This window comes from Marininema mesophilum, assembly GCF_900106775.1.
Lineage (GTDB): Bacteria > Bacillota > Bacilli > Thermoactinomycetales > DSM-45169 > Marininema > Marininema mesophilum.
Genome location: NZ_FNNQ01000003.1, coordinates 183,140 through 205,434 on the forward strand (window position 1 = coordinate 183,140; position 22,295 = coordinate 205,434).

Below are 22,295 nucleotides of genomic sequence, written 5' to 3' on the forward strand. Positions count from 1 at the left end.
TGTTAGCATATCGTTTATCTGCTTTGTTGATAAGAGGGTATTCTATACTTTGACTGAATGGATCACCTACACTGACGTACCATTTTCGGGATCGTGTCGCAGAGGCTCGGATAACTACAGCGAGATTGAAGGAGTAGCCGTATTCTTCGATTTTTCCCTTCGATATATTAATTTCCAATAATTGATATGATAAAAGCCTTCCATGTTACTTGATGAGTAAAACTATTCCATTTACAATAATAATAGAATCAACCCGTCAGCTGATCGAAAATTAAAGAGGGGTGTTTCTTGATGACAAATAGTAAAATGAATCCTAAGGTTGATATATATTTAACTAAAGTCTACAAATGGCCGGAAGAATTAGAGAAATTGAGAATGATCGTTCTTGACTGTGGGCTGACAGAAGAATTGAAATGGGGTGCTCCTTGTTACACATATCAGAAAAGTAATATTGTTATAATAGGTGCTTTTAATGATTACTGTACGATTAGTTTTTTCAAAGGTGCCTTGTTAAAGGATGCCCACCGTATTCTAGAAAAGGCTGGGGAGAATACGCAGGCGGCACGTCTGGTTCGGTTCACCAATGTTCAGGAAATAGTTGAGATTGAACCAGTCTTGAAAGCATACATTTATGAAGCCATTGAAGTGGAAAAAGCCGGTTTGAAAGTGAATTTTAAAAAGAATCCAGAACCAATTCCTGAAGAATTTCAAAATAAATTAGACGAAATCCCTGCCTTGAAAACTGCTTTTGATGCATTGACGCCGGGACGGCAAAGAGCATATATTCTTTATTTTTCAAGTCCCAAACAATCCAAAACTCGGGTGTCAAGAATTGAAAAATATAAGCAAAAAATTCTCGATGGAAAGGGATTAAATGATTAGAAGATACTTCCAAAGTGTTAAATAGGTAATATCACAAACGAGAAGAATTGATGCTAAGACAGGCCAAGTGAAAAGTATTGAAGAAAAACATTCAATAGTAAAGGGAAAGTGATTGATAAAAAAAGGATAAAATAAAATCATTAACCAGCAAATCGCACATTGTCGTGTGTTTGCTGGTTTTGTTGTTTACGCAAAGCCCATTTCATGTCATCCAATTTTTCCTGGATCGGATTGGCTACACATGTGACGGATGTTTGAGGAAGATTGGGTATTTACCCTGTCCTAACTGCAAGGTAAGATGAATCATAGCGTTTATAATGAGGGAACTTTGTATAAATGGGGAGAAACGAAAGATGCCCATCACCAAGGAAATGAAGATCAAAACGACAAAAGAACAGCTTTTTAACCACCTTGAATCGGTAGAGCAAATGAAAAAATGGTTTGGCGCACTTGAGAAAATTGAAATCGAATCGCCCACTAATGAAGAAGAAATTTGCAAAGGTTCCCTGCTATCCATAGGGTTTCGCACTCGTAAGGTGAGTAAAATCCTCCATGGTGAAGTTGTAGCCTATCGTAAACCAGAACTTTTCGGTATTCGCCTTCACCTTCCCCATGTGGTCGTGGACCTCTTTTTTGATTTATCCTTGCGGAAAGGTGTCGTTCTATTACAGTGTGATTGTGAGATTGGAGTACCAGAAGGATCGAGTAAGCTGCGTGCTTATTTAAGTTCGTTGCAGGTTCGATATCTACTGTATACACGTTTGAAACGGTTAAAGTCGTTGGCGGAAAAAAGAAGGTTTCGGCGTAAATGAAGGGGCCCTGATGGCCCTTTTTTCTATAGAGTTACTCCATAATGATTGGGTGAACTTTCTGCGCGATTTTCCCCGATTATGGGTAGACTTTTTATACGGCGATATGTATAATAATACGCATCGATGAATTTTTATAAAGAGGTGTTCGGGAATGACGAAGAAAGGAAAGATCGTCCTCGCCTACTCAGGTGGGTTAGATACATCCGTTGCGATTCAATGGTTGAAGGAGAATTATCACTATGATGTAGTCGCTGTTGCGTTGGATGTGGGCGAAGGAAAAGATTTAGACTTTATCCAGAAAAAAGCCATTCAAGTAGGAGCGGTGAAATCCCTTGTCGTGGATACTCGAGAGTGGTTTTCCGAGAATTTTCTACTTCCTGCACTAAAGGCAAATGCGTTATATGAAGGAAAGTATCCTCTGGTTTCGGCTCTATCCCGGCCATTGATCTCTCAAATATTGGTGAAGGTAGCGGAGGAGGAGGGAGCTGTAGCTGTTGCTCATGGCTGTACAGGAAAAGGAAATGATCAAGTACGCTTTGAAGTTGCAGTTAAAGCGCTCAATCCCGATTTGAAAGTGGTGGCTCCTGTACGTGAGTGGGCCATGAGTCGAGACGAGGAAATCATCTATGCAAAAAATCATGGTATCCCAGTACCTGTGGATCTGGAGAATCCCTATAGCATTGATCAAAACTTATATGGACGGTCTTGCGAATGTGGTGTACTGGAGAATCCATGGGCAGCTCCTCCAGAGGGAGCCTATGAATGGACGGTGCCTGTTTCCGAAGCCCCCGATGAAGCGGAGGAAGTGGAGATCACCTTTGATAAAGGGGTACCTGTTGCCTTGGATGGGGAGCCACTTCCCTTCCATCAGATTTTGTCTCAATTGAATGCACAAGCAGGAAAACATGGCATTGGTCGCATCGACCATGTAGAAAATCGGCTTGTGGGGATTAAATCCCGGGAAGTCTATGAATGTCCGGCTGCGATTACGTTAATTACTGCACATAAGGAATTGGAGTTTCTTACCCATACACGTGAGGTGACTCAATTTAAGTCGAATGTCGAGCAGAAATGGGCGCAAATGGTATACGATGGACTCTGGTTCTCACCATTAAAGACGGCATTAGATGCTTTTGTAACCGAGACACAACAAAATGTCACAGGGATTGTGCGTGTGACCTTATTTAAAGGGCAAGCGGTGGTTACAGGACGTAAATCTGTCCACTCCCTTTATAACGAAGGGTTAGCGACGTATACACCAGATGATACCTTTAACCATGATGCTGCTGTTGGATTTATTCAACTGTGGGGTCTACCGACAGAAGTGAATGCCAAGGTGAATGCCCAGAAGGAGGATGTGAAATTCGATGAAACTCTGGGGCGGGCGCTTTACCAAGCCAACCAATCAGCTCGTTGAGGAATATACCGCATCGATTCCGTTTGATCAGCGGCTCGTTGAGGAAGATATTCGCGGTAGCTTAGCCCATGTACGCATGTTAGGTGCGAGTGGGATCTTAACTGCTAGTGAAGTGGATACGATTACGAAGGGCCTTGAGCAGATTCAAAAACGAGTGCTTGCTAAGGAAGTGGAGTTTTCCATCGCCCATGAAGATATTCATATGAATATCGAGAAACTCTTGATTGATGAAGTGGGACCAGTAGGTGGAAAATTACACACTGGACGGAGCCGCAATGATCAGGTGGCCCTGGATATGCATCTATTTGTACGGAGAAGTACGGTAGAACTCATCCAGGGATTAACCGAGCTTCGACGGGCATTGGTCGCAAAAGCAGAGGCCCATGTGGATACGATTTTGCCAGGGTACACGCACCTTCAACGCGCCCAACCGGTCCGTTTTGGTCATCATTTGCTTGCCTATGTAGAGATGTTTGGCCGAGATGTAGAGCGACTGCAGGACAGCTATAAGCGAGTGGATACCATGCCTCTAGGAGCAGGAGCGATTGCAGGTAGTACGTTCCCAATCCAGCGGGAGTTGGTAGCGGATGAGCTTGGTTTCTCTCGACTCTATGAGAATAGTATGGATGCGGTAAGCGACCGCGATTACCTTGTGGAATTCCTCTCCTGTGCTTCCTTGATCATGGTTCACTTGTCTCGCCTTTCGGAGGAACTGATTCTTTGGTCGAGTGAAGAGTTCGGCTATGTCGAATTGGACGATGCCTTCTGCACAGGTTCGAGTATGATGCCACAAAAGAAGAATCCGGACGTCCCTGAATTGATTCGTGGTAAAGTAGGACGGGTTATCGGACATGGAGTTTCCCTTTTGACTACACTAAAAGCGCTACCCCTTACTTACAATAAGGACATGCAGGAGGATAAAGAGGGGATCTTCGACACGGTGGATACCCTTGCAGGTGCCCTTGCCCTTACTGCTCCGATGGTTGAAGGATTGAAGGTGAAGGAAGAGCGGATGAGGGAAAATGCAGAAGGGGGCTTCACCAATGCGACGGATTTGGCTGAGTACCTCGTTACAAAAGGAGTTCCTTTTCGAGAAGCTCATGCTGTCGTTGGGAAATTGGTACTCCATTGTTTAGAGGCGAATCAGTCCCTTCTGGATCTAACGCTGGCAGAATATCAAGCGGCACACCCTGCGATAGAAGAGGATATTTTTCACCGTCTGTCCCTTGAAGTGGTGACTGACGCCCGCTCAGCTGGCTGTGGTACAGCTAGAGAGCGGGTAGTAGAAGTGATCCAGAAGAAAAAAGAAGAAATCGACGAGGCTTTTGCATGGATTGGATACGCTCAGACCTGAGCCTTGATGGGAAGAAATTTAGGAAGATATCAGAGGAGGCTCTACTAGAGGTTCTTCTGATATCTTTTTTTGTCGTATCAATAGGAATAATTATCCATTAAACCCGGAAATTAAATCGAAACATATTCTGAACAAATCCGTTAAGTAAGTGAGAAACACTAGATTCGGTCTTTAAACCATGGTTCAAGAAGATCTAGTAACAAAAGTCCAAGTTTCCTCTGGGAAAAAACCGGAAGGATGATATAATAGAGTAGAAGGCCCTCTTGAGTTTTGGAATTTTTTCCAGAAGATTCGATACTCTCCATCATAAATAACCCATTCGAAAATCCGAGGGTACATACCCCAGGCAGATGAAGGTGATCGCATGATTGAGATGCATGATGTATACAAGGTATATGGTAATGGAGTAAAGGCTCTCAATGGAGTCAATGTAAAGATTGATCAGAGTGAATTTGTTTATGTTGTAGGTCCAAGTGGTGCGGGTAAAAGTACGTTTATCAAGTTGATGTATCGACAGGAAAAGCCTACCCACGGTGTTATTCTCATCAACGGTGTAAACATTAAACGGGTTCGTGACTGGAAGATTCCCTACCTGCGTCGCAACATCGGGGTAGTTTTCCAGGATTATAAATTGCTCCCTAACATGACGGCCTATGAAAATGTTGCCTTTGCGATGGAAGCGGTGGAGACTCCACGGCGGAAGATCCGGCGACGGGTGCAGGAGATTTTGGAATTAGTAGGCCTTTATGATCGGATGAATGCTCTTCCCTCTCAACTTTCAGGGGGAGAACAACAGCGGGTTTCGATTGCCCGTGCAATGGTCAATAACCCAAGCTTTCTAATTGCCGATGAGCCAACAGGGAACTTAGATCCCGAAAATTCTTGGGATATTATGTATTTGCTAGAGGAGATCAATACTCGTGGAACCACCGTTGTGATGGCTACGCACAACAAAGAGATTGTTAACACCATGCGCAAGCGAGTAATCGCAGTGGAACAGGGTGTTATCGTCCGCGACGAGCAGCAGGGGGAATACGGTTATGAAGATTGAGACACTATTTCGACATTGCCGCGAAGCCTTTCGCAGTTTAACGCGGAATACATGGATGACATTTGCAGCGGTTAGTGCAGTGGGTGTAACGCTATTAATCTTTGGTTTCTTCCTCGTTTTTGCTTTTAACATCAGTTTTATGGCGTCAGAGTTAGACAAACAGGTCAATGTTCGGGCATTTTTACAACCGAATGTGACCTCGGATGATATCGATCAGGTAATTGGTCAGTTAAAAAAAGATCCTGCTGTCAAGAGCGTAAAGTTTCAATCAAAAGAAGATGGTTTGCGTCAAATGAAGAAGCAGTGGGGTGACGATGATCGTATTTTAAAGGGATTAGAAAGGGGAAATCCTCTCCCAGATACCTTGGTAATCAAGGCGAAGAACCCTCAAAAGACCAAACAGCTGGCGGATTCTATGGATCAGTACTCACAAATTGCTGACAAGGATTATGGTGAAGGGGTTACCAATAACATCCTAGACTTGTCAGCCTGGATTAGAGATGCCGTATTCGTTTTTGGCTTAGGGTTGGCTATTCTTGCAGCGTTCCTCATTTCTAATACGATTAAATTAACGATATTTGCCCGGCGTCGAGAGATTGAGGTCATGCGGTTAGTAGGGGCAAGTAACTGGTTTATCCGCTGGCCTTTCTTTATCGAAGGAAGCATTATTGGCATCCTGGGAGCGATTGTTCCGATGACTGTTACCCTTGTATCCTATAATGCTGTCATCGGTATCTTAGATGCTAATGGAGGGCAAGGCATCTTCAAACTATTGCCAATGTGGCCGCTCTCCTTGTATGTTGCAGGGATGACCACCATCCTTGGGATTATGATCGGAGTCTGGGGTAGTATGATTTCCGTGCGTCGCTTCCTAAGAGTTTAGGGTCAAAAGGGTCAAGGTTAAGTGAACAGAGAGTAGGAGGAGAAGACGTGACAAAACGGTGGATAGCAGGCCTGAGTAGTTTTATCTTAGCCGTAACCCTTCTTTTCACCCCAGGAGTCTCCTTCGCAGATAATATCAAAGATAAAAAAGAGAAGATAAAAAAGCGAGATAAAGAGATTCAACGGCTAGAGAAGGAAAAAAAGCAGACAAAGGTCGATGTACAGAAGGCGTTAGCTAAGTGGAAGAAACAGAAAAAGGAACTCCAAAAAGTAAATCAATCTGTTTATAGCACTGAGCAACAGTTAGCAGCGAGCAAGCGGAAAATCAAGAAGAAAAAAGAGCAGATCAAAGGGCAGCAGAATCAGTTTAATGATCGAGTTCGCGTGATTTATAAACAGGGAAATATGTTTTATCTAAAAGCCTTGTCTGAAGCAAAGTCGTTGGGGGAACTCCTGGATCGAATAGCTCTGGTTCGCCAGATTACAAAACAAGACCGTCATCTTCTCGATACCTTTGAAAAGGATCAGAAAGAGTTGGCCCAGTCTCAAACGAAGATGAAAAGTCTTCTGGTAAAGCAGAAACAGAAAGCCTCTGACTCCAATCAGCTGTATAAAAAATTAACAGCGGATTATGCAAAAATGGAGAAGGATCTGAAAAAACTAGGGGACAAGAAGGAAAACCTAGAAGAGGTTAATGAGAAGGAAAAGCAGACGATTCGCGACTTGATTCGGCAGAACGATGGGGGTGGGAAATACACCGGTGGTCGGTTCTCTTATCCGGTCAATGGTAAAATTACTTCCCCTTATGGCATGCGTTACCACCCTATATTGAAACGGAATAAACTACATAGTGGAGTGGATTTCTCAGGGACAATCAATACACCGATACACGCTCCAGCTGACGGTAAGGTGATTGCTTCTCGCCCAGCCAATGGTTATGGATATATTGTGGTCATTGACCATGGAGGTGGGATCTCTACTCTATACGCTCATATGTATCCACAGAATGTGAAAGTAAAGCAGGGAGATACCGTTCGCAGAGGGGAACGAATCGCAGGAATCGGCAACAACGGTTGGTCTACGGGGGCTCATTTGCATTTTGAAGTGTTAAAGAATGGACAGGTGACTAACCCAATGCCCTATTTGAAATAAATGAAGCTAAAACGGAGAGTATTGAAGGGAGACAGGCCGTGGATCGTTGTCGGTTTCCCTTTGATGGATCCGTTTTTTTATCTTCATTGCGCCGAGAATTCTCCTATCTTCTACAAGTGGGGGATGAATCGGCGCGACAGACGAGGGGGAGATTTTCTCCTCGCAAGTCTGGCCATCCCCGTATATAATTTAATACAAGAAAGAGACGGGAGTTCCCAAGAATCCCCCACCTCTTAGGTTAGCGTAGGTAGGGGAGGTTCAAGCTAGATTGTATCTGAATACTAAGTTCTTCTTGCTAGTCATAGGATGTAAACAACCCTGTCGGTAAATTTTAGAGGTGTGTCCTTTATCCATTTGGGAGGGCGTCCTTACCTGGCAGGAACTTCCCTTAAATGATAAAGGTGGTGTTGGGATGTACTTGCGAGGACGTACTGTCGCACTATTGATCGTGTTTGCCGTGTTACTTTCCAGCCTGACTACAGCTGCAGTTGTAGGTGGAAGTGATTTGCTTTCCCAAGTTACAGGCTCCAATTCAGCTGTATCCAATGCGAATACAAAGGGCCTCGATGAAAACCTAGGTAAATTAAAGCAAGCATATGGGCTGCTTAAATCCCAATACATCCATAACGTGGATGATCAGAAACTTGTCGATGGTGCTATCCGTGGGATGGTACAGTCGATCAAAGATCCTTATTCTTCTTACATGGATAAGAAAACCGCGAATCAGTTTTTGTCCTCTCTAAAATCATCCTTTCAGGGCATAGGTGCTGAAGTATCTATGAAAAGAGGACGAGTAACCATTGTTTCTCCCTTTAAGAACTCCCCTGCAGAAAAAGCAGGTCTTCAACCGGAGGATCAGATTATTAAAGTAAACGGTACTAGTCTAGAAGGGCTAGATTTAAATGAAGCCGTCTCTAAAATTAAAGGGCCAAAGGGCTCCAAAGCGCATTTGGAAATTAATCGACCCGGTGAAAGTCGTACGCTCAAAGTGACTGTCGTTCGGGATGATATCCCGATTGAGACCGTTCAATCTAAAATGTTGGATGATAAGGTAGGCAGAATCGATATCTCTCAGTTCTCAGAAAAAACCCCGGACGAATTTGAGGACCAATTGAAATCCCTCGAGAAAAAAGGAATGAAAGGTTTAGTTATCGATGTGCGTGGCAATCCAGGTGGCCTCTTACCATCCGTCTTGGAAATTTCAGAGGATCTTCTCCCTAAAGGTAAAGGGGTTATGATGACTGAAGATAAAGCAGGGAATCGGACGAAATATGTTGCTAAAGATGGTAAGAAGAAAAAGTACCCCATTGTCGTTTTGACAGATAAGGGTTCTGCAAGTGCGTCGGAGATTTTGATCGGGGCAATGAAGGCGGCCGGTTATCCATCAGTTGGGGTAACCAGCTTTGGAAAGGGCACTGTACAGACTACGCATAACTTCACAGATGGAAGCAATATGAAACTGACTATGGCCAAGTGGCTTACCCCGGACGGAAAATGGATTCACAAAAAGGGGATCAAACCGGATGTGAAAGCCAAGTTGCCTGCGTACTTTAAAGCAACCATTATCAATTCAGATAAAACGTTGAAGAGGGACCAAAACTCTACTGAGGTGAAAAACCTCCAACTTGTGTTGGAAGGGCTAGGTTATCGGGCGGATCGGAAGGATGGTTACTTCAGTTCACAAACCGAGACAGCGGTGAAGGCCTTCCAGAAGACCCATAACTTGCCTGTAACGGGTAAAGTGGATAAGAAGACTGGAACGAAGTTGCAGGAAGCCTTTATTAAGATGCTTCGCAAGCCAGATGCAGATTTGCAATTGCGTGTAGGGTTGGAGACATTGAAGAAAAAAATAAAATGATGAAGGGATTCCCCTTCGATTAGCGAATCTCATCCCACAACACTTGTTGTGGGATGTTCTTTTCTTGCGTGTAATTAGGAGGGTGGTTAGTGGAGAATCTTTTTCTCCTTTGGGAGACACCTTGGGATGCATGGAAGGCAACTTGGGTACATCCGCTCTGGTTAGTGGCTATACTATTGGTGGCTTGGCAGTATGCATGGAAGGGGATTAGAGAGGAGCGACGCTTTGGAAGTCGATTAGATCCTCCCACAACCCTTTTTTTGTACTCACTTTTTCTTGGATTTGGTGTTGGGATATTCTTTTCAATGGGGATATCTTCATGGATGGTGGATATCAAACCGTCTTCGATTTTTTGGGTATGGGGCGGAATTTTAGGGTTGTCCCTTTTTCGACTACGTTTTGCTTGTCCAGCCTATGCTGTAGGCCTGTTGACGTTATTCTCCCTACTCTGGGAGATTCAGGGGCGGGAGGAGGATGGGGTATGGTCTGGCTTATCTGGATTTCATACTCCCGATTGGATGTTACTGATCAGCTTGCTTCATTTTTTGGAGTGGGCACTTGTTCGATTAGATGGTCATCGGGGAAGTACACCCACTCTCGAAACCTCATTGGATGGGCGCAGGGTAGGAGGAGCCTTGTTGCAAAAGGTGTGGGCGCTACCTTTGGTGATTTTCACACCTGGAGGATGGCTTCCACTTCCTCTCGTAATCGGTTTCGCGCGGCTTAATCTCTCTCGTCCCATGCAACAACAAAAGCGGCGTTCCTCTTCTCTCATTTTGCTGTATGCGGGGAATTTATTGATCCTTAGTGTTGGAGCGATGATCTGGCCATCCTTGATGTGGGTAGCTGCCTGTTTCTGTTTTTTGGGTCATGAGGGGTTGTATCAGCTTGGACGATACCGGGAACGAAGGAGAACACCTCTGTATGCTTCGGGAGAGACAGGGGTCAAGGTTTTAGCAGTTTGGCCCAATAGCCCTGCTGCTATGATGGGGATCTATCCGGGATATAGCATTCTCCGTGTCAATGGAGAGGCAGTTGCCAATCGAGAGGAGATGGAGGAGGCGTTAGCCCGTTCAGCTGCCTTCTGTCGGCTCGAAATGATCGATGAGCAGGGAGAGGTTAAATTAGCTCAACGTGCTCTCTATCAGGGAGATCCTGTTCACTTAGGGGTTGTTGAAGCCCCAAAGGATTCCGTAATTTACAGGAGTTTGCCGTCTAAAACATGACGCTAATAACTCAAGCGACCGAAGGAAGTGCCTCTGGTAAATCTCCATCGACTTCAGAGAAGTTTCGATTAGTGTAATTGATCGTTAGCTTCCTATTGGAACGATGATCGATATTGTCCGAGAAGCGACGAGTCTAATCTCCTGAAATAGACCATGGGGGAGCGTACTGACATCGGGTAATATAGTAGGCTTTTGAGGGTAGTTCCAACTTCGTATAAGATAAAAGTATACAATGGATGCCGGTGTCTTTGTACCGGCCTTTTTTATCTGGAACAAATGTTCTTATAATGGATCTACTTTGTGTTATAATGGGAAGAATGAGAGATCTGAGGTGATAAACCATGGCAGAGCCTATTTTTCGCATGGTATCCGAATATACACCCCAGGGAGACCAACCAAGGGCGATTCAACAATTGACGGAGGGTCTTCGTCAGGGGAAGAAACATCAAGTATTGCTCGGGGCTACTGGAACCGGTAAAACCTTTACCATCGCCCATACAATTGCAAAGGAAGGAAGACCTACTCTCGTCATGGCTCCCAATAAAACCCTAGCAGCTCAACTTTGTGGTGAGTTGAAGGAGCTTTTTCCTGATCATGCCGTTGAGTATTTTGTTAGTTACTATGACTACTATCAACCGGAAGCTTATGTACCGCAAACGGATACCTATATCGAGAAAGATGCTTCAATCAATGATGAAATCGATAAATTACGCCATTCCGCTACCTCTTCACTCTTAGAGCGGAAGGATGTCATCATCGTAGCGAGTGTTTCTTGTATCTATGGCCTGGGTTCACCGGATGAGTACCGCGAACAGGTCGTCTCTCTGCGTAACGGAATGGAGAGGGATCGGAACACGGTCTTACGGGATCTAGTCGATATTCAATATGAACGAAACGATATGAACTTTGTACGGGGTACTTTTCGGGTAAAGGGAGATGTCGTAGAAATCTTCCCGGTATCTCGCTCCGAACAAGCGGTACGGGTGGAGTTTTTTGGTGACGAGATAGAACGAATTCGTGAGATTGATGTATTGACGGGGGAAATTCTTGGCGATCGGGAGCATATCGCCATTTTCCCTGCCTCCCACTATGTGACCCGTGAATCGGTGATGCGTCGTGCATTGAAGGATATCGAGGCGGAGTTAGATGAGCGGCTGGCCGAGCTAAAGTCCCAAGATAAGTTACTAGAGGCCCAGCGCTTAGAACAACGGACCCGCTACGATATGGAGATGATGAGGGAGGTAGGTTTTTGTTCGGGTATTGAAAACTATTCTCGTCACTTAGTAGGTAAAAAAGCAGGAGACACCCCCTATACCCTTCTTCATTATTTTCCCGATGACTTTCTGATTGTGATCGATGAATCCCATGTATCCGTGCCACAGATCGGTGCGATGTATAAAGGGGATCGGGCTCGTAAAGAGATGCTAGTAGAGCATGGCTTTCGACTCCCTTCAGCGATGGATAATCGCCCTCTTCAATTTAATGAGTTTGAAGAGCGAATGCATCAAGTGATCTATGTATCGGCAACTCCAGGAAACTATGAGCTGGAACGCACTCCAGAGATGGTTGAACAGATTATTCGGCCGACAGGTTTGTTGGATCCACAGATTCATGTCCGACCGATTAAAGGACAGATCGATGATTTGATTGGGAAGATACAAACTCGTTTAACGCGGAATGAGCGTGTCCTAGTAACCACGTTGACCAAAAAGATGGCTGAGGATTTAACCGACTACTTAAAGGAAGTCGGGATCAAGGTGCGGTATCTTCATTCGGATATTAAAACGATTGAACGGATGCAAATTCTTCGTAGCTTACGCTTAGGTGAATTTGATGTTTTAGTAGGAATTAATCTGTTGCGAGAAGGGCTCGATTTGCCGGAAGTATCCCTTGTTGCCATTTTGGATGCAGACAAAGAGGGCTTTCTTCGGGCAGAACGCTCCTTGATTCAGACCATTGGTCGAGCGGCCCGTAATGCCAATGGAGAAGTGGTCATGTATGCGGATAAAATTACAGACTCGATGCGTCGTGCGATTGATGAAACCGAACGCCGTAGGGAGAAACAGATTGCTCATAATAAACAGCACAATATTACTCCTCAAACCGTAAGGAAGGCTGTCCGTGAGGTCATTGAGGCGACCAAGGTTGCAGAGAATGGCGCTACGTATCAGGTAGTACCTAATACGGCTAAAATGAGCAAAAGGGATCGTCAGCAGATGATCCTGCGGATGGAAAAAGAGATGAAAACAGCGGCGAAGGAATTGAATTTTGAACGAGCAGCGGAGTTGCGTGATATGATTCTTGAACTGAAAGCGGAGGGAGCGTAAAGAGTGACCCAGGAAAATATCGTCATTCGCGGGGCGCGTGTTCACAACTTAAAGGATGTGGATGTTACAATCCCTCGTGACCAACTTGTCGTTTTAACCGGCCTTTCCGGGTCGGGCAAATCATCCCTTGCCTTTGATACGATCTATGCCGAAGGGCAACGGCGTTATGTAGAATCCCTTTCTGCCTATGCTCGTCAATTTCTCGGTCAGATGGATAAGCCGGACGTGGATTCCATCGATGGATTGTCGCCGGCGATTTCCATTGATCAGAAGACAACAAGCAAAAATCCCCGGTCTACTGTAGGGACAGTGACGGAAATTTATGATTATCTCCGTCTTCTCTATGCCCGAGTCGGTCGTGCTTACTGTCCAGAACATGGGATTGAAATTAGTTCCCAGACGGTACAACAGATGACAGACCACGTATTGGAACTCCCCGAACGGAGCCGGATTCAAGTGCTGGCTCCAATGGTTAGCGGACGAAAAGGGGAACATGTGAAACTGTTGGAGGAGATCAGGAAACAAGGTTTCGTCCGTGTTCGTATCGATGGTGAAGTGATGGATTTATCGGATGAGATTCAACTGGAGAAGAATAAAAAACATTCTATTGAAGTGGTCGTCGATCGGATCGTTGTAAAGGAAGGAATCGACACACGTTTGACCGACTCCATGGAAACAGCTCTCCAATTGGCAGCGGGAAAAGTGATTGTCGATGTGATCGATGGGGAAGAGATGCTTTTCAGCCAAAATCTGGCTTGCCCTGAATGTGGATTTTCGATGGACGAACTTTCGCCACGAATGTTCTCATTTAATAGCCCTTTCGGTGCTTGTCCTACCTGTGATGGATTGGGAAGTCGAATGGAGGTAGATCCACAACTCATCATCCCCAATTGGAGCAAAAGTTTAAATGATGGGGCGATTGAGGCCTGGCAGGGAAGATCGAGTACCTACTACCCTCAGTTACTTGAATCTGCCTGTCGTTACTATGAGATCGATATGGGTGTGCCGATTCAGGATCTACCCAAAAAACAATTGGACATTCTCCTCAAGGGAACAGGGGAGCGGATCCCCTTTCGTTATGATTCGGACATGGGTGTGAGGGAAGTAAACATCCGGTTTGAAGGCGTGCTTAAAAACCTAGAACGTCGCTTTCGCGAGACCGGATCCGATGCTGTCCGAGAACAGATCGAAGGCTATATGAGCAAAAAAGCTTGTCCAACCTGCAAAGGGGCACGGTTACGGATAGAGACGCTTTCTGTATTGGTCGGTGGGAAAACAATTGCATATGTAACTTCCCTTTCGATTCAAGAAGCGATGGATTTCTTTGACTCCTTGGAGCTGACAGAGAAGGAGTTAACGATTGGTCGCCAGATTCTAAAAGAGATTAATGGCCGTTTGGGCTTTTTGATCAATGTAGGGCTTAACTACCTTACTTTGAATCGGGCGGCAGGTACACTCTCCGGTGGGGAAGCCCAGCGCATTCGTCTGGCAACTCAGATTGGTTCCAAATTGATGGGAGTCCTCTATATCCTGGATGAACCAAGCATCGGACTTCATCAGCGGGATAACTCTCGTCTCATTCAAACCCTGGAACAGATGCGGGATCTAGGGAACACCCTAATCGTTGTTGAACATGATGAAGATACGATGATGGCGGCGAATTATATCATCGATGTGGGTCCTGGGGCAGGTACTCATGGCGGGGAAATTATAGCTAGCGGTACGCCAGAAGAAGTGATGGAGTTGGAGCATTCCCTGACTGGTGAGTATCTATCAGGGAGAAAATTTATCCCTCTCCCCGTTGAAAGAAGGGAGCCCAATGGCAACTGGATAGAGATTAAAGGAGCAAAAGAGAACAATCTACGCAATGTAAATGCCAAGATCCCCTTGGGTGTATTTACCTGCGTTACAGGAGTGTCTGGCTCAGGGAAAAGTACCTTGATCAATGAGATCCTGCTGAAATCTTTAAGTAGGGAATTGCACCGGGCTAAGGCTGTTCCAGGAGTTCATCAAGAGATTACAGGCTTGTCCTATTTGGATAAAGTGATCGCTATTGATCAGTCACCGATTGGTCGTACGCCCCGGTCCAACCCTGCTACCTACACCAGTCTCTTTGATGATGTACGGGATGTATTTGCTGCTACCCAAGAAGCAAAGGTACGTGGCTATAAAAAGGGACGTTTCTCTTTTAATGTGAAGGGGGGGCGATGTGAGGCTTGTCGTGGGGACGGGATTATCAAGATCGAGATGCACTTTTTACCCGATGTTTATGTACCTTGTGAGGAATGTAAAGGCAAACGATACAATCGTGACACCCTTGAAGTGAGGTATAAAGGAAAAAACATCTCCGATGTATTGGATATGCGTGTAGAAGAAGCATGTGAGTTCTTTAAAAATATCCCGCGCATTCAACGGAAGGTACAGACTCTGTATGATGTGGGTCTGGGTTACGTTAAACTGGGTCAACCTGCTACTACGTTATCGGGTGGGGAGGCACAGCGAGTAAAATTAGCATCAGAGCTTTATAAGCGATCCAATGGTCGTACCTTGTATGTTCTGGATGAGCCCACTACAGGACTTCATGTAGACGATATCTCCCGCCTCCTCAAAGTTCTCCAGCGCTTAGTAGAAAATGGTGATTCGGTATTGGTAATCGAGCATAATTTGGATGTGATTAAAACTGCCGATTATCTTATCGACTTAGGCCCTGAAGGTGGAACAGGTGGAGGGACGATTGTCGCTGCCGGTACCCCTGAGGAAGTAGTCGAGATAGAAGCTTCTTATACGGGTCAATATTTAAAACCCGTATTGGTGCGGGATCGAGAGCGGATGGAGACCTACTATGATGAATTATCTGCACAGGTGTCAGGTTGATTGTTGTAGAGCAAATTCTATTGGGATTTGCTCTTTTTGTTGTTTAATCTTCACTGGAATAGGGGATATATAAAGAGTATATATATGGGGTCTGTGGTCTATCTTAGGAGAAAAATGGTTTTGGGTATAAAGGGTTCTTTTTTCTTGCCTGTTACCCCTTGTTTGCACCTTTATCTATAAATGGGACGGGTATGGACCTAACTAACGATATATATGGGTTGTGACGAACCTGTTGATTGATGGTTTAGGTTGTTGACTTGGCAGTATAGGAGAAGAGGATTGATCATAGGTTGAAATGATGATAGGCCATTCTGAATAGCATAAAAGGAGAGCTGGCAATGTACGAATATACGATAGAAACTGCTGATTATGTCGATGATGCGATCCGTTCATTGGAACAGGCCCTTTCCAATCATGATTTTAGTGTGCTATGGAAATTGGATATCCCAACAAAGTTGATGGAGTATGGCATTGCCTTGAAGCAAGATTTTCGAATTCTTGAAGTGTGTAATCCCGATGTGGCTAAAAAAGTGCTCAGCCGTAATCAAAAGGGTGGTCATTTTTTGCCTTGTAAAATGGTTGTTTATCGAAGTGAAGAAACATTAAAGACCCACATTGGATTAACACGGCCAACGGTTTTGCTAGGGATGACGGAAGATGATGATTTGCGTCAGATCGCAGAAGAGGTTGAGGCGGAGTTGATTCAAATCATGAACGAGGCTAAACGTTGAGGAAATGGAAGACGCCTCTACTTATGAATAGTTAATTCCTGTAGATGTACTTATCCATACTGGTAGCCCCCTTTCTATAAAGGTAGGGGGCTTTTATTAATTATTAACGAGTATGTTTCCTGGATTAGAGAGTTGGCACTTTCTTATCCAGGAATTTATTTACGACAATAAATTGGATCGGTTATTCACGATCTCTATTTCATCAAAGTCAGTATCCCTTTACAAGTAATCCTTTTTGAAAGTGAATGATGGTCGCACTGATATTTTCTCCTAGGATTAAGGAGGTTTACCTTCTTTAGTATTTATTATAATATTAACTATAGGAATCGGACTTTATTCGATGATAAATAAGTAAATATTAATGACACATTAAAAATTAATAATTATACTTCTCTAAGTATTATATATTTGTTAAGAGGAGAGATACCGTGGTTAAGGTTGGACTATTCTTGCGCCTCGAAGCAAAACCGGGAAAAGAAGAATTGGAGAAATTTCTACTGGGTGCACATTCATTAATTGAAGAAGAGACAGAGACAGCAGCATGGTTTTTCTTTCGCTTAGGACTATCCACATATGGATTATTTGATGCATTCCCCAGTGAATCCGGCCGGGAAGCACATTTATCTGGTAAAGTTTCTAAAGCTTTTCTTGCCCATGCCCCGGATCTTTTATCTGAACCTCCTACGACTGAAAATATAGATATCTTGGCTGCAAAACTTTAGAAAAATATTTAGGTCGAGAGGTCGAGTTCAACACCCCTGTAACGGGGTGTTTTTTGTAAGGGGTGACCTATGCCACTCAGTCCCTGCTAATGAATCTACCTTAGAAAATGACGAATACAGCCCACCAGAGGATGCTCAGTTCATGGAGATACGAAAGTTTCAATTGACTGAGATCGCTCCAGCCGATCTGTTATAATCGACCACCCATTCCTTCTAATAATTGTTCAGCCTCCTCTGCCCGTGTTTCATCTACAATCACGGTTAGAGAAAGGTCTTCTGCCCCCCACTCAGCACAACCATCCGACATACCGTTCGCCTTGGTATCGGTAGAACGGAGTATATTGGCATCGTAACTACTATCAGTGGTAGATCCCATCTGCAAGGAAGGTCCGATAAGAGGATCTGCAACGGTGAAAGCAAGGCTACCTATTTCAGCGGTAAGATCTGGGTTAAAACGAGAAAGGGTCACCTCGTCAAAACCATGCTCCTTTAATTTATGTACAGCTTCAATGGCTCGTTGTTCAGTACGGAAAAAGGCGAAAATTGTTCGTTCAGCCATCAAGTCCCCTCCTTTATTCATTTTTTTGTACAGAATGGCCGCCAAATTCATTTCGTAAAGCGGCAACGACTTTTCCTTGAAAGGTATCTCCCTCGAGGGAGCGATAACGCATCATAAGAGAGAGGGTGATGATGGGAGTGACTGCTTTCACGTCGAGGGCTGCCAGAGTTGTCCACAATCCTTCTCCAGAGGATTGCATCACTCCACGGATATCTGCAAGTTTGGGGTCCTTGGAAAATGCGGAGGTTGTCAACTCCATTAACCAGCTACGAATGACCGATCCATTGGACCAGACTCGGGCCACTTGTTCGTAGTCAAAGGAGAATTCACTCTTATCGAGTATTTCAAATCCCTCCGCAATCGCTTGCATCATCCCATATTCGATGCCATTGTGGATCATTTTAAGAAAATGTCCGCTACCACTTTCCCCTGCATAGTAATAACCGTCAATAACTGCGAGATCTTGAAAGAGAGGTTCAAGGCGTCGGAAGGTGGCTGCATCACCGCCAACCATAAAACAAGCTCCCTTGCGTGCGCCTGAGACACCACCGGAGGTACCGACATCCATAAAATGAATGCCACCTTCTGATAGACGCTTTCCCCGATCGATTGATTCACGATAATGGGAATTACCTCCGTCTATAATAATATCTCCCGGCTCTAATAAAGAGAGGAGAGTATGGATGACTTTCTCAGTAAGATCCCCTGCGGGAACCATGGTCCATATGATACGAGGAGGATGAAGAGAGGCGACTAATTCTTCGATGGAGGTTGTAGGTGTGGCCCCGGATTTACTCACCATGTTTATTGCGGAGACGTTGATATCATACGCACTTACTTGATGGCCATGGTCCAATAAATTTAGAGCAAGGCTTGCTCCCATCTTACCTAAGCCAATCATCCCAATCTGCATCCCGCTCACTCTCCTTTAGAATTAGTATGGGGTTCACCTATGGTATCTCATACGAGAGAATTTGATGTATTGTAAATGTCTTTGTGGATATTTGTAATGATAAGGTGCAGATGGGTGTTCTATCGTGTATCTGTTATGTGGGATGGAGTAGTTTGCGGTGATATCTACTAAATAACCCTTTATATGGATGGTGAACTAGCCAATGCTAAAGAGGGGTATGTCTGTGGATAGTATATGATGGAAAAGAGAAAAGGAAAGACATGAAAGGTATTTAAAGCGGGTAATATAGAGAGGTAAGTAAGAGAAAGGGTGATTTGATGGGGTGGATCGTTAAATTATTATTAAACGGTCTAGCTGTAGTCATTGTGGCAAACGTAATCCCAGGAATTTATGTGCAAGGCTTTTTAACTGCTCTGTTGGTGGCCTTGGTACTCGGATTTGTGAATACGTTTATCCGGCCGATTCTCGTTTTTCTAACACTGCCAATCTCTTTTTTTACGTTAGGATTATTTATTTTTATTCTAAATGCCGTGTTATTCAAGTTGACGAGTATGTTTATTCCAGGATTCGAAGTGTATACTTTCTGGGCGGCACTACTTGGTTCCATTGTGATTAGTATCGTTTCCTGGTTACTTAATGGCATATGGCGTGGATTGCGCAACTAAAAAGAACTATAAAAGACCGTACCAAATGGTGCGGTCTTTGTGTTACAAATAAGGTAACTACTTAACAGCAATAAATACCAAACCATCAAAAGGAAGGATGATGGGAGTGAGTGTCCCATGGCCTATATTGGTAAAGGGTGTACTTCTTGTTGGTGGGAAGGTGCTATTATTAAGGAATGAACGCGGGGAATTAGAGCTTCCTGGAGGAAGATTAGAAATAGGGGAGAGTCCAGAGAAATGCCTGCTTCGGAAAATACATGGGGAAACACAGTTGTCCTGTGTGATATCCACCCCGCCTGTGGATGCTTGGGTTTTTGAAGGGTTACCTGGTAGAGAGGTATTTATCGTTACCTATCATTGTAAATGCTTTGATTTATCCTTGTTACGAGTGAGTGATGAGCATCAGGAATATTCGTTGATATCCCTTGGTGAACTGGACCGAAAGGACTTACCTGAAGGTTATCGGAGGGGAATTTTGCGCGCTGCTAAATTGGAGACGGGCTAGTTGGCTGCTGTTAAAACCCCTTTTCGTTACAATGACACTAGGGGCGGAAAGGGGTTTCGCAACCATGGCGCAAATGACGTTGAATCATATATCGAAACGTTATGAAGATGAGATCACTGCGGTCTCTGATTTTCATCTTCATATTCGTGACCAGGAGTTTCTCGTTCTAGTGGGTCCCTCGGGTTGTGGTAAATCGACGATGTTGCGCATGATTGTTGGTCTTGAAACGATTTCATCTGGGGAAGTTATCATTGGGGACGAGGTAGTGAATGATGTGCCTGCGAAGGATCGGGATATTGCAATGGTTTTTCAGGGATATGCCCTATACCCTCATTTGAATGTTTACGACAACATCGCTTTTGCCTTGAAAATGAAGAAATGCGATAAGCATACGATGGATTGCCGGGTGAGAGAAGTAGCCAAACTGATGGGCCTTGAGTATCTATTAGATCGTAAACCGGAATCTTTATCAGGGGGGGAACGACAGCGGGTAGCCCTTGGAAGGGCCATTATCTGTGAGCCACGTGTTTTTTTGATGGACGAACCGCTGTCCAATCTGGACGCTCAGCTGCGGGTAAAGATGCGTACGGAGATTATCCAGCTTCATCAACGGCTCAAAACCACCATGATCTATGTCACCCATGATCAGACCGAAGCGATGACCATGGCAGATCGGATCGTGGTGATGAGGGAGGGAGTGATCCAGCAAGTGGCTACCCCAGCAGAAATTTATCAGCATCCCGCCAATCTATTTGTTGCAGGGTTTATCGGATCACCCTCGATGAACTTTGCTGAGGGCCTGTTGATGGAATCGGATCATGCCATTATTTTTCAGGGAAACGGTCTTCATGTGAAACTTTCTACAGTCCAGGGCGACTACCTGCGTGAGCAAGGTTATATTGGGCATGAGGTGATCTTTGGAATCCGTCCTGAGGATATTCAAGACGATCCTCTGTTATTGGAATTACATCATGCTCACCAGGTTAGAGGGTGTGTGGAAGTAGCGGAGAATATGGGTTCTGAGATGGTGTTGTATTTATCAGGCATCGCAGATAAATGGATCACCGCACGTGTTCGTCATCAACCCTCTTTTGAGGTAGGAGACGAGATTACCCTCGCACTTGATATAAATCAAGCACATATTTTTGACAAGGCGACAGAAGAAGCGGTATTCTAAACGACAAATGAAGCAACTAGGATGGCGATGAGTTTTTACTTTGGTGTGAGGGAAGTGTGGGTGATGGGTAAAAGAGTGACTGTCCAAGAAATTGTGGATCAGTTCGACTTAGAAATCCTCAGGGGTGAGGATGGGTTGGATCGGCAATTGATCACAAGTGATCTATACCGGCCGGGTTTAGAATTGGCTGGTTTTTTTACCTACTACCCGGGAGAGCGGTTACAGATGCTAGGGCGTACGGAACTAACTTTCATTTCGGGGCTCCCTAAAAATCTACGTAGGGAACGTATAGAGCAACTTTGTTCAGAGGATATACCTTGCTTTTGTATCACCCGAGGACAGGAGGCGCCCGAGGAGCTTCTGATTGCTACCGAGGCGAAGGGTATTCCTGTGCTACGTACGGCCAGTGCGACGACTCGGTTTACCTCCAAGGTGACCAGCTATCTAGAAAAGCGATTGGCACCTACTACGGTACTACATGGAGTCTTACTCGATATCTACGGTGTAGGAGTCTTGATTACCGGCTGTAGTGGGATTGGTAAAAGTGAGACTGCTCTGGAGTTGGTCAAGCTAGGTCACCGGTTGGTGGCAGATGATGCGGTAGAGATTCATCAATCGGAGGCAGGATCTCTCGTAGGACATGCCCCCGAGTTGATTCGGTATCTTCTCGAAATCCGGGGTCTAGGTATTATCAATGTGATGACTCTTTTCGGCGCCGGAGCTGTAAGGCAGTACAAAAGGATATCCATGGTTTGTCATCTTGAGGCTTGGAAAGAGGATCGGCAGTATGATCGACTGGGTCTAGATGAAGAAAAGATGAAGATTATTGATACAGAAATTCCTCTTCTAACCGTCCCTGTCCGTCCAGGACGAAATTTATCCGTCATTATTGAAGTGGCAGTGATGAATTTCCGCCTAAAACGAATGGGTTATCATGCCGCCCAAACCTTTGCCCAAAAGTTAAATCAGAGTTTGCTAGATCCAGATGATTTGGATTAAAAGTGGTCAAGACTAGCCTTTCTCCGTAGAAAGGCTTTTTTGATTCCCTATGGAGAATCATAATAAACAGCACTCATACTGAACAGTTATATCTTCTCATCCGCTACTCTCGTCGCTTGCGTTTCAATCGGTGGGGAAGTAGGTTAGAATGGAGAAAGACTCTTAAGAGCGGGTGAGTGAAAAGGAGGA

Annotated in this window: 19 protein-coding genes; 17 read left to right on the top strand and 2 right to left on the bottom strand. The window is 44.7% G+C overall.

The genetic code is table 11. The features are described from left to right. Positions 1-291: 291 nt before the first annotated feature. The 13 genes from BLV90_RS04380 to BLV90_RS04445 all read left to right on the top strand — a co-directional run bounded on the left by BLV90_RS04380 (position 292) and on the right by BLV90_RS04445 (position 17,288). Complete coding sequence (locus tag BLV90_RS04380; protein ID WP_091736768.1) at positions 292-882, top strand: YdeI/OmpD-associated family protein; 591 nt, start codon at positions 292-294, stop codon at positions 880-882. Positions 883-1,235: 353 nt separating this feature from the next. Beyond that, a complete protein-coding gene (locus BLV90_RS04385; protein WP_091736773.1) occupies positions 1,236-1,694 on the top strand; it encodes a hypothetical protein in 459 nt (152 codons plus the stop codon). Positions 1,695-1,845: 151 nt separating this feature from the next. Further along, complete coding sequence (locus BLV90_RS04390) at positions 1,846-3,111, top strand: argininosuccinate synthase (RefSeq protein ID WP_091736776.1); 1,266 nt, start codon at positions 1,846-1,848, stop codon at positions 3,109-3,111. After that, a complete protein-coding gene (gene argH, locus BLV90_RS04395) occupies positions 3,062-4,465 on the top strand; it encodes an argininosuccinate lyase (protein ID WP_091736778.1) in 1,404 nt (467 codons plus the stop codon). The genes BLV90_RS04390 and argH overlap by 50 nt, the downstream gene beginning before the upstream one ends. 364 nt (positions 4,466-4,829) lie before the next feature. Beyond that, the gene (gene ftsE / locus BLV90_RS04400) at positions 4,830-5,516 is read left to right on the top strand and encodes a cell division ATP-binding protein FtsE (RefSeq protein ID WP_091736780.1); all 687 of its coding nucleotides are present in this window, start codon (positions 4,830-4,832) and stop codon (positions 5,514-5,516) included. After that, complete coding sequence (gene ftsX / locus BLV90_RS04405; RefSeq protein WP_091736782.1) at positions 5,506-6,399, top strand: permease-like cell division protein FtsX; 894 nt, start codon at positions 5,506-5,508, stop codon at positions 6,397-6,399. Before ftsE ends, ftsX begins: the two co-directional genes overlap by 11 nt. A gap of 47 nt (positions 6,400-6,446) precedes the next feature. Further along, entirely contained in the window at positions 6,447-7,550 is a 1,104-nt protein-coding gene (locus tag BLV90_RS04410; protein ID WP_091736784.1) for a M23 family metallopeptidase, read from the top strand. 412 nt (positions 7,551-7,962) lie between these two features. Next, on the top strand, positions 7,963-9,408 hold the full coding sequence (locus BLV90_RS04420) for a S41 family peptidase (protein ID WP_091737049.1): 1,446 nt from the start codon (positions 7,963-7,965) through the stop codon (positions 9,406-9,408). A gap of 89 nt (positions 9,409-9,497) precedes the next feature. Further along, a complete protein-coding gene (locus tag BLV90_RS04425; protein WP_091736789.1) occupies positions 9,498-10,634 on the top strand; it encodes a PDZ domain-containing protein in 1,137 nt (378 codons plus the stop codon). 341 nt (positions 10,635-10,975) lie between these two features. After that, the gene (gene uvrB / locus BLV90_RS04430; RefSeq protein WP_091736792.1) at positions 10,976-12,961 is read left to right on the top strand and encodes an excinuclease ABC subunit UvrB; all 1,986 of its coding nucleotides are present in this window, start codon (positions 10,976-10,978) and stop codon (positions 12,959-12,961) included. Between the two features lie 3 nt (positions 12,962-12,964). After that, the gene (gene uvrA / locus BLV90_RS04435; protein WP_091736795.1) at positions 12,965-15,835 is read left to right on the top strand and encodes an excinuclease ABC subunit UvrA; all 2,871 of its coding nucleotides are present in this window, start codon (positions 12,965-12,967) and stop codon (positions 15,833-15,835) included. Positions 15,836-16,173: 338 nt separating this feature from the next. Further along, positions 16,174-16,566 carry a DUF302 domain-containing protein gene (locus BLV90_RS04440; RefSeq protein ID WP_091736798.1) on the top strand — a complete coding sequence of 131 codons (393 nt, stop codon included), beginning with the start codon at positions 16,174-16,176 and terminating at the stop codon, positions 16,564-16,566. A 428-nt stretch (positions 16,567-16,994) separates the two neighbouring features. Then, positions 16,995-17,288 carry a putative quinol monooxygenase gene (locus BLV90_RS04445; protein WP_091736800.1) on the top strand — a complete coding sequence of 98 codons (294 nt, stop codon included), beginning with the start codon at positions 16,995-16,997 and terminating at the stop codon, positions 17,286-17,288. 190 nt (positions 17,289-17,478) lie between these two features. On the opposite strand, the gene BLV90_RS04450 is transcribed toward BLV90_RS04445, so the two are convergent. Together BLV90_RS04450 and gnd are read right to left on the bottom strand one after the other, a co-directional pair. Beyond that, on the bottom strand, positions 17,479-17,847 hold the full coding sequence (locus tag BLV90_RS04450) for a hypothetical protein (protein ID WP_091736801.1): 369 nt from the start codon (positions 17,845-17,847) through the stop codon (positions 17,479-17,481). Positions 17,848-17,860: 13 nt separating this feature from the next. Continuing rightward, complete coding sequence (gnd, locus tag BLV90_RS04455; RefSeq protein WP_091736803.1) at positions 17,861-18,760, bottom strand: phosphogluconate dehydrogenase (NAD(+)-dependent, decarboxylating); 900 nt, start codon at positions 18,758-18,760, stop codon at positions 17,861-17,863. A gap of 317 nt (positions 18,761-19,077) precedes the next feature. Here gnd and BLV90_RS04460 point away from each other — a divergent pair, with 317 nt between their 5' ends. The 4 genes from BLV90_RS04460 to hprK all read left to right on the top strand — a co-directional run bounded on the left by BLV90_RS04460 (position 19,078) and on the right by hprK (position 22,106). Next, the gene (locus tag BLV90_RS04460; RefSeq protein WP_091736805.1) at positions 19,078-19,425 is read left to right on the top strand and encodes a phage holin family protein; all 348 of its coding nucleotides are present in this window, start codon (positions 19,078-19,080) and stop codon (positions 19,423-19,425) included. 106 nt (positions 19,426-19,531) lie between these two features. Beyond that, positions 19,532-19,930: an NUDIX domain-containing protein gene (locus BLV90_RS04465; RefSeq protein WP_091737052.1), complete on the top strand. Its 399-nt coding sequence runs from the start codon at positions 19,532-19,534 to the stop codon at positions 19,928-19,930. A gap of 64 nt (positions 19,931-19,994) precedes the next feature. Beyond that, entirely contained in the window at positions 19,995-21,107 is a 1,113-nt protein-coding gene (locus tag BLV90_RS04470; RefSeq protein ID WP_091736807.1) for an ABC transporter ATP-binding protein, read from the top strand. Positions 21,108-21,170: 63 nt separating this feature from the next. Further along, positions 21,171-22,106 carry an HPr(Ser) kinase/phosphatase gene (gene hprK, locus BLV90_RS04475; protein ID WP_091737055.1) on the top strand — a complete coding sequence of 312 codons (936 nt, stop codon included), beginning with the start codon at positions 21,171-21,173 and terminating at the stop codon, positions 22,104-22,106. Positions 22,107-22,295: the final 189 nt, after the last annotated feature.

Excerpts from the sequence above, each read along its gene's own strand:
- BLV90_RS04380 (WP_091736768.1), top strand. The coding sequence starts at position 292 with ATGACAAATAGTAAAATGAATCCTAAGGTTGATATATATTTAACTAAA.
- BLV90_RS04385 (WP_091736773.1), top strand. The coding sequence starts at position 1,236 with ATGCCCATCACCAAGGAAATGAAGATCAAAACGACAAAAGAACAGCTT.
- BLV90_RS04390 (WP_091736776.1), top strand. The coding sequence starts at position 1,846 with ATGACGAAGAAAGGAAAGATCGTCCTCGCCTACTCAGGTGGGTTAGAT.
- argH (WP_091736778.1), top strand. The coding sequence starts at position 3,062 with ATGAAACTCTGGGGCGGGCGCTTTACCAAGCCAACCAATCAGCTCGTT.
- ftsE (WP_091736780.1), top strand. The coding sequence starts at position 4,830 with ATGATTGAGATGCATGATGTATACAAGGTATATGGTAATGGAGTAAAG.
- ftsX (WP_091736782.1), top strand. The coding sequence starts at position 5,506 with ATGAAGATTGAGACACTATTTCGACATTGCCGCGAAGCCTTTCGCAGT.
- BLV90_RS04420 (WP_091737049.1), top strand. The coding sequence starts at position 7,963 with ATGTACTTGCGAGGACGTACTGTCGCACTATTGATCGTGTTTGCCGTG.
- uvrB (WP_091736792.1), top strand. The coding sequence starts at position 10,976 with ATGGCAGAGCCTATTTTTCGCATGGTATCCGAATATACACCCCAGGGA.
- BLV90_RS04440 (WP_091736798.1), top strand. The coding sequence starts at position 16,174 with ATGTACGAATATACGATAGAAACTGCTGATTATGTCGATGATGCGATC.
- BLV90_RS04450 (WP_091736801.1), bottom strand. The coding sequence starts at position 17,847 with ATGGCTGAACGAACAATTTTCGCCTTTTTCCGTACTGAACAACGAGCC.
- gnd (WP_091736803.1), bottom strand. The coding sequence starts at position 18,760 with ATGCAGATTGGGATGATTGGCTTAGGTAAGATGGGAGCAAGCCTTGCT.
- BLV90_RS04460 (WP_091736805.1), top strand. The coding sequence starts at position 19,078 with ATGGGGTGGATCGTTAAATTATTATTAAACGGTCTAGCTGTAGTCATT.
- BLV90_RS04470 (WP_091736807.1), top strand. The coding sequence starts at position 19,995 with ATGGCGCAAATGACGTTGAATCATATATCGAAACGTTATGAAGATGAG.
- hprK (WP_091737055.1), top strand. The coding sequence starts at position 21,171 with ATGGGTAAAAGAGTGACTGTCCAAGAAATTGTGGATCAGTTCGACTTA.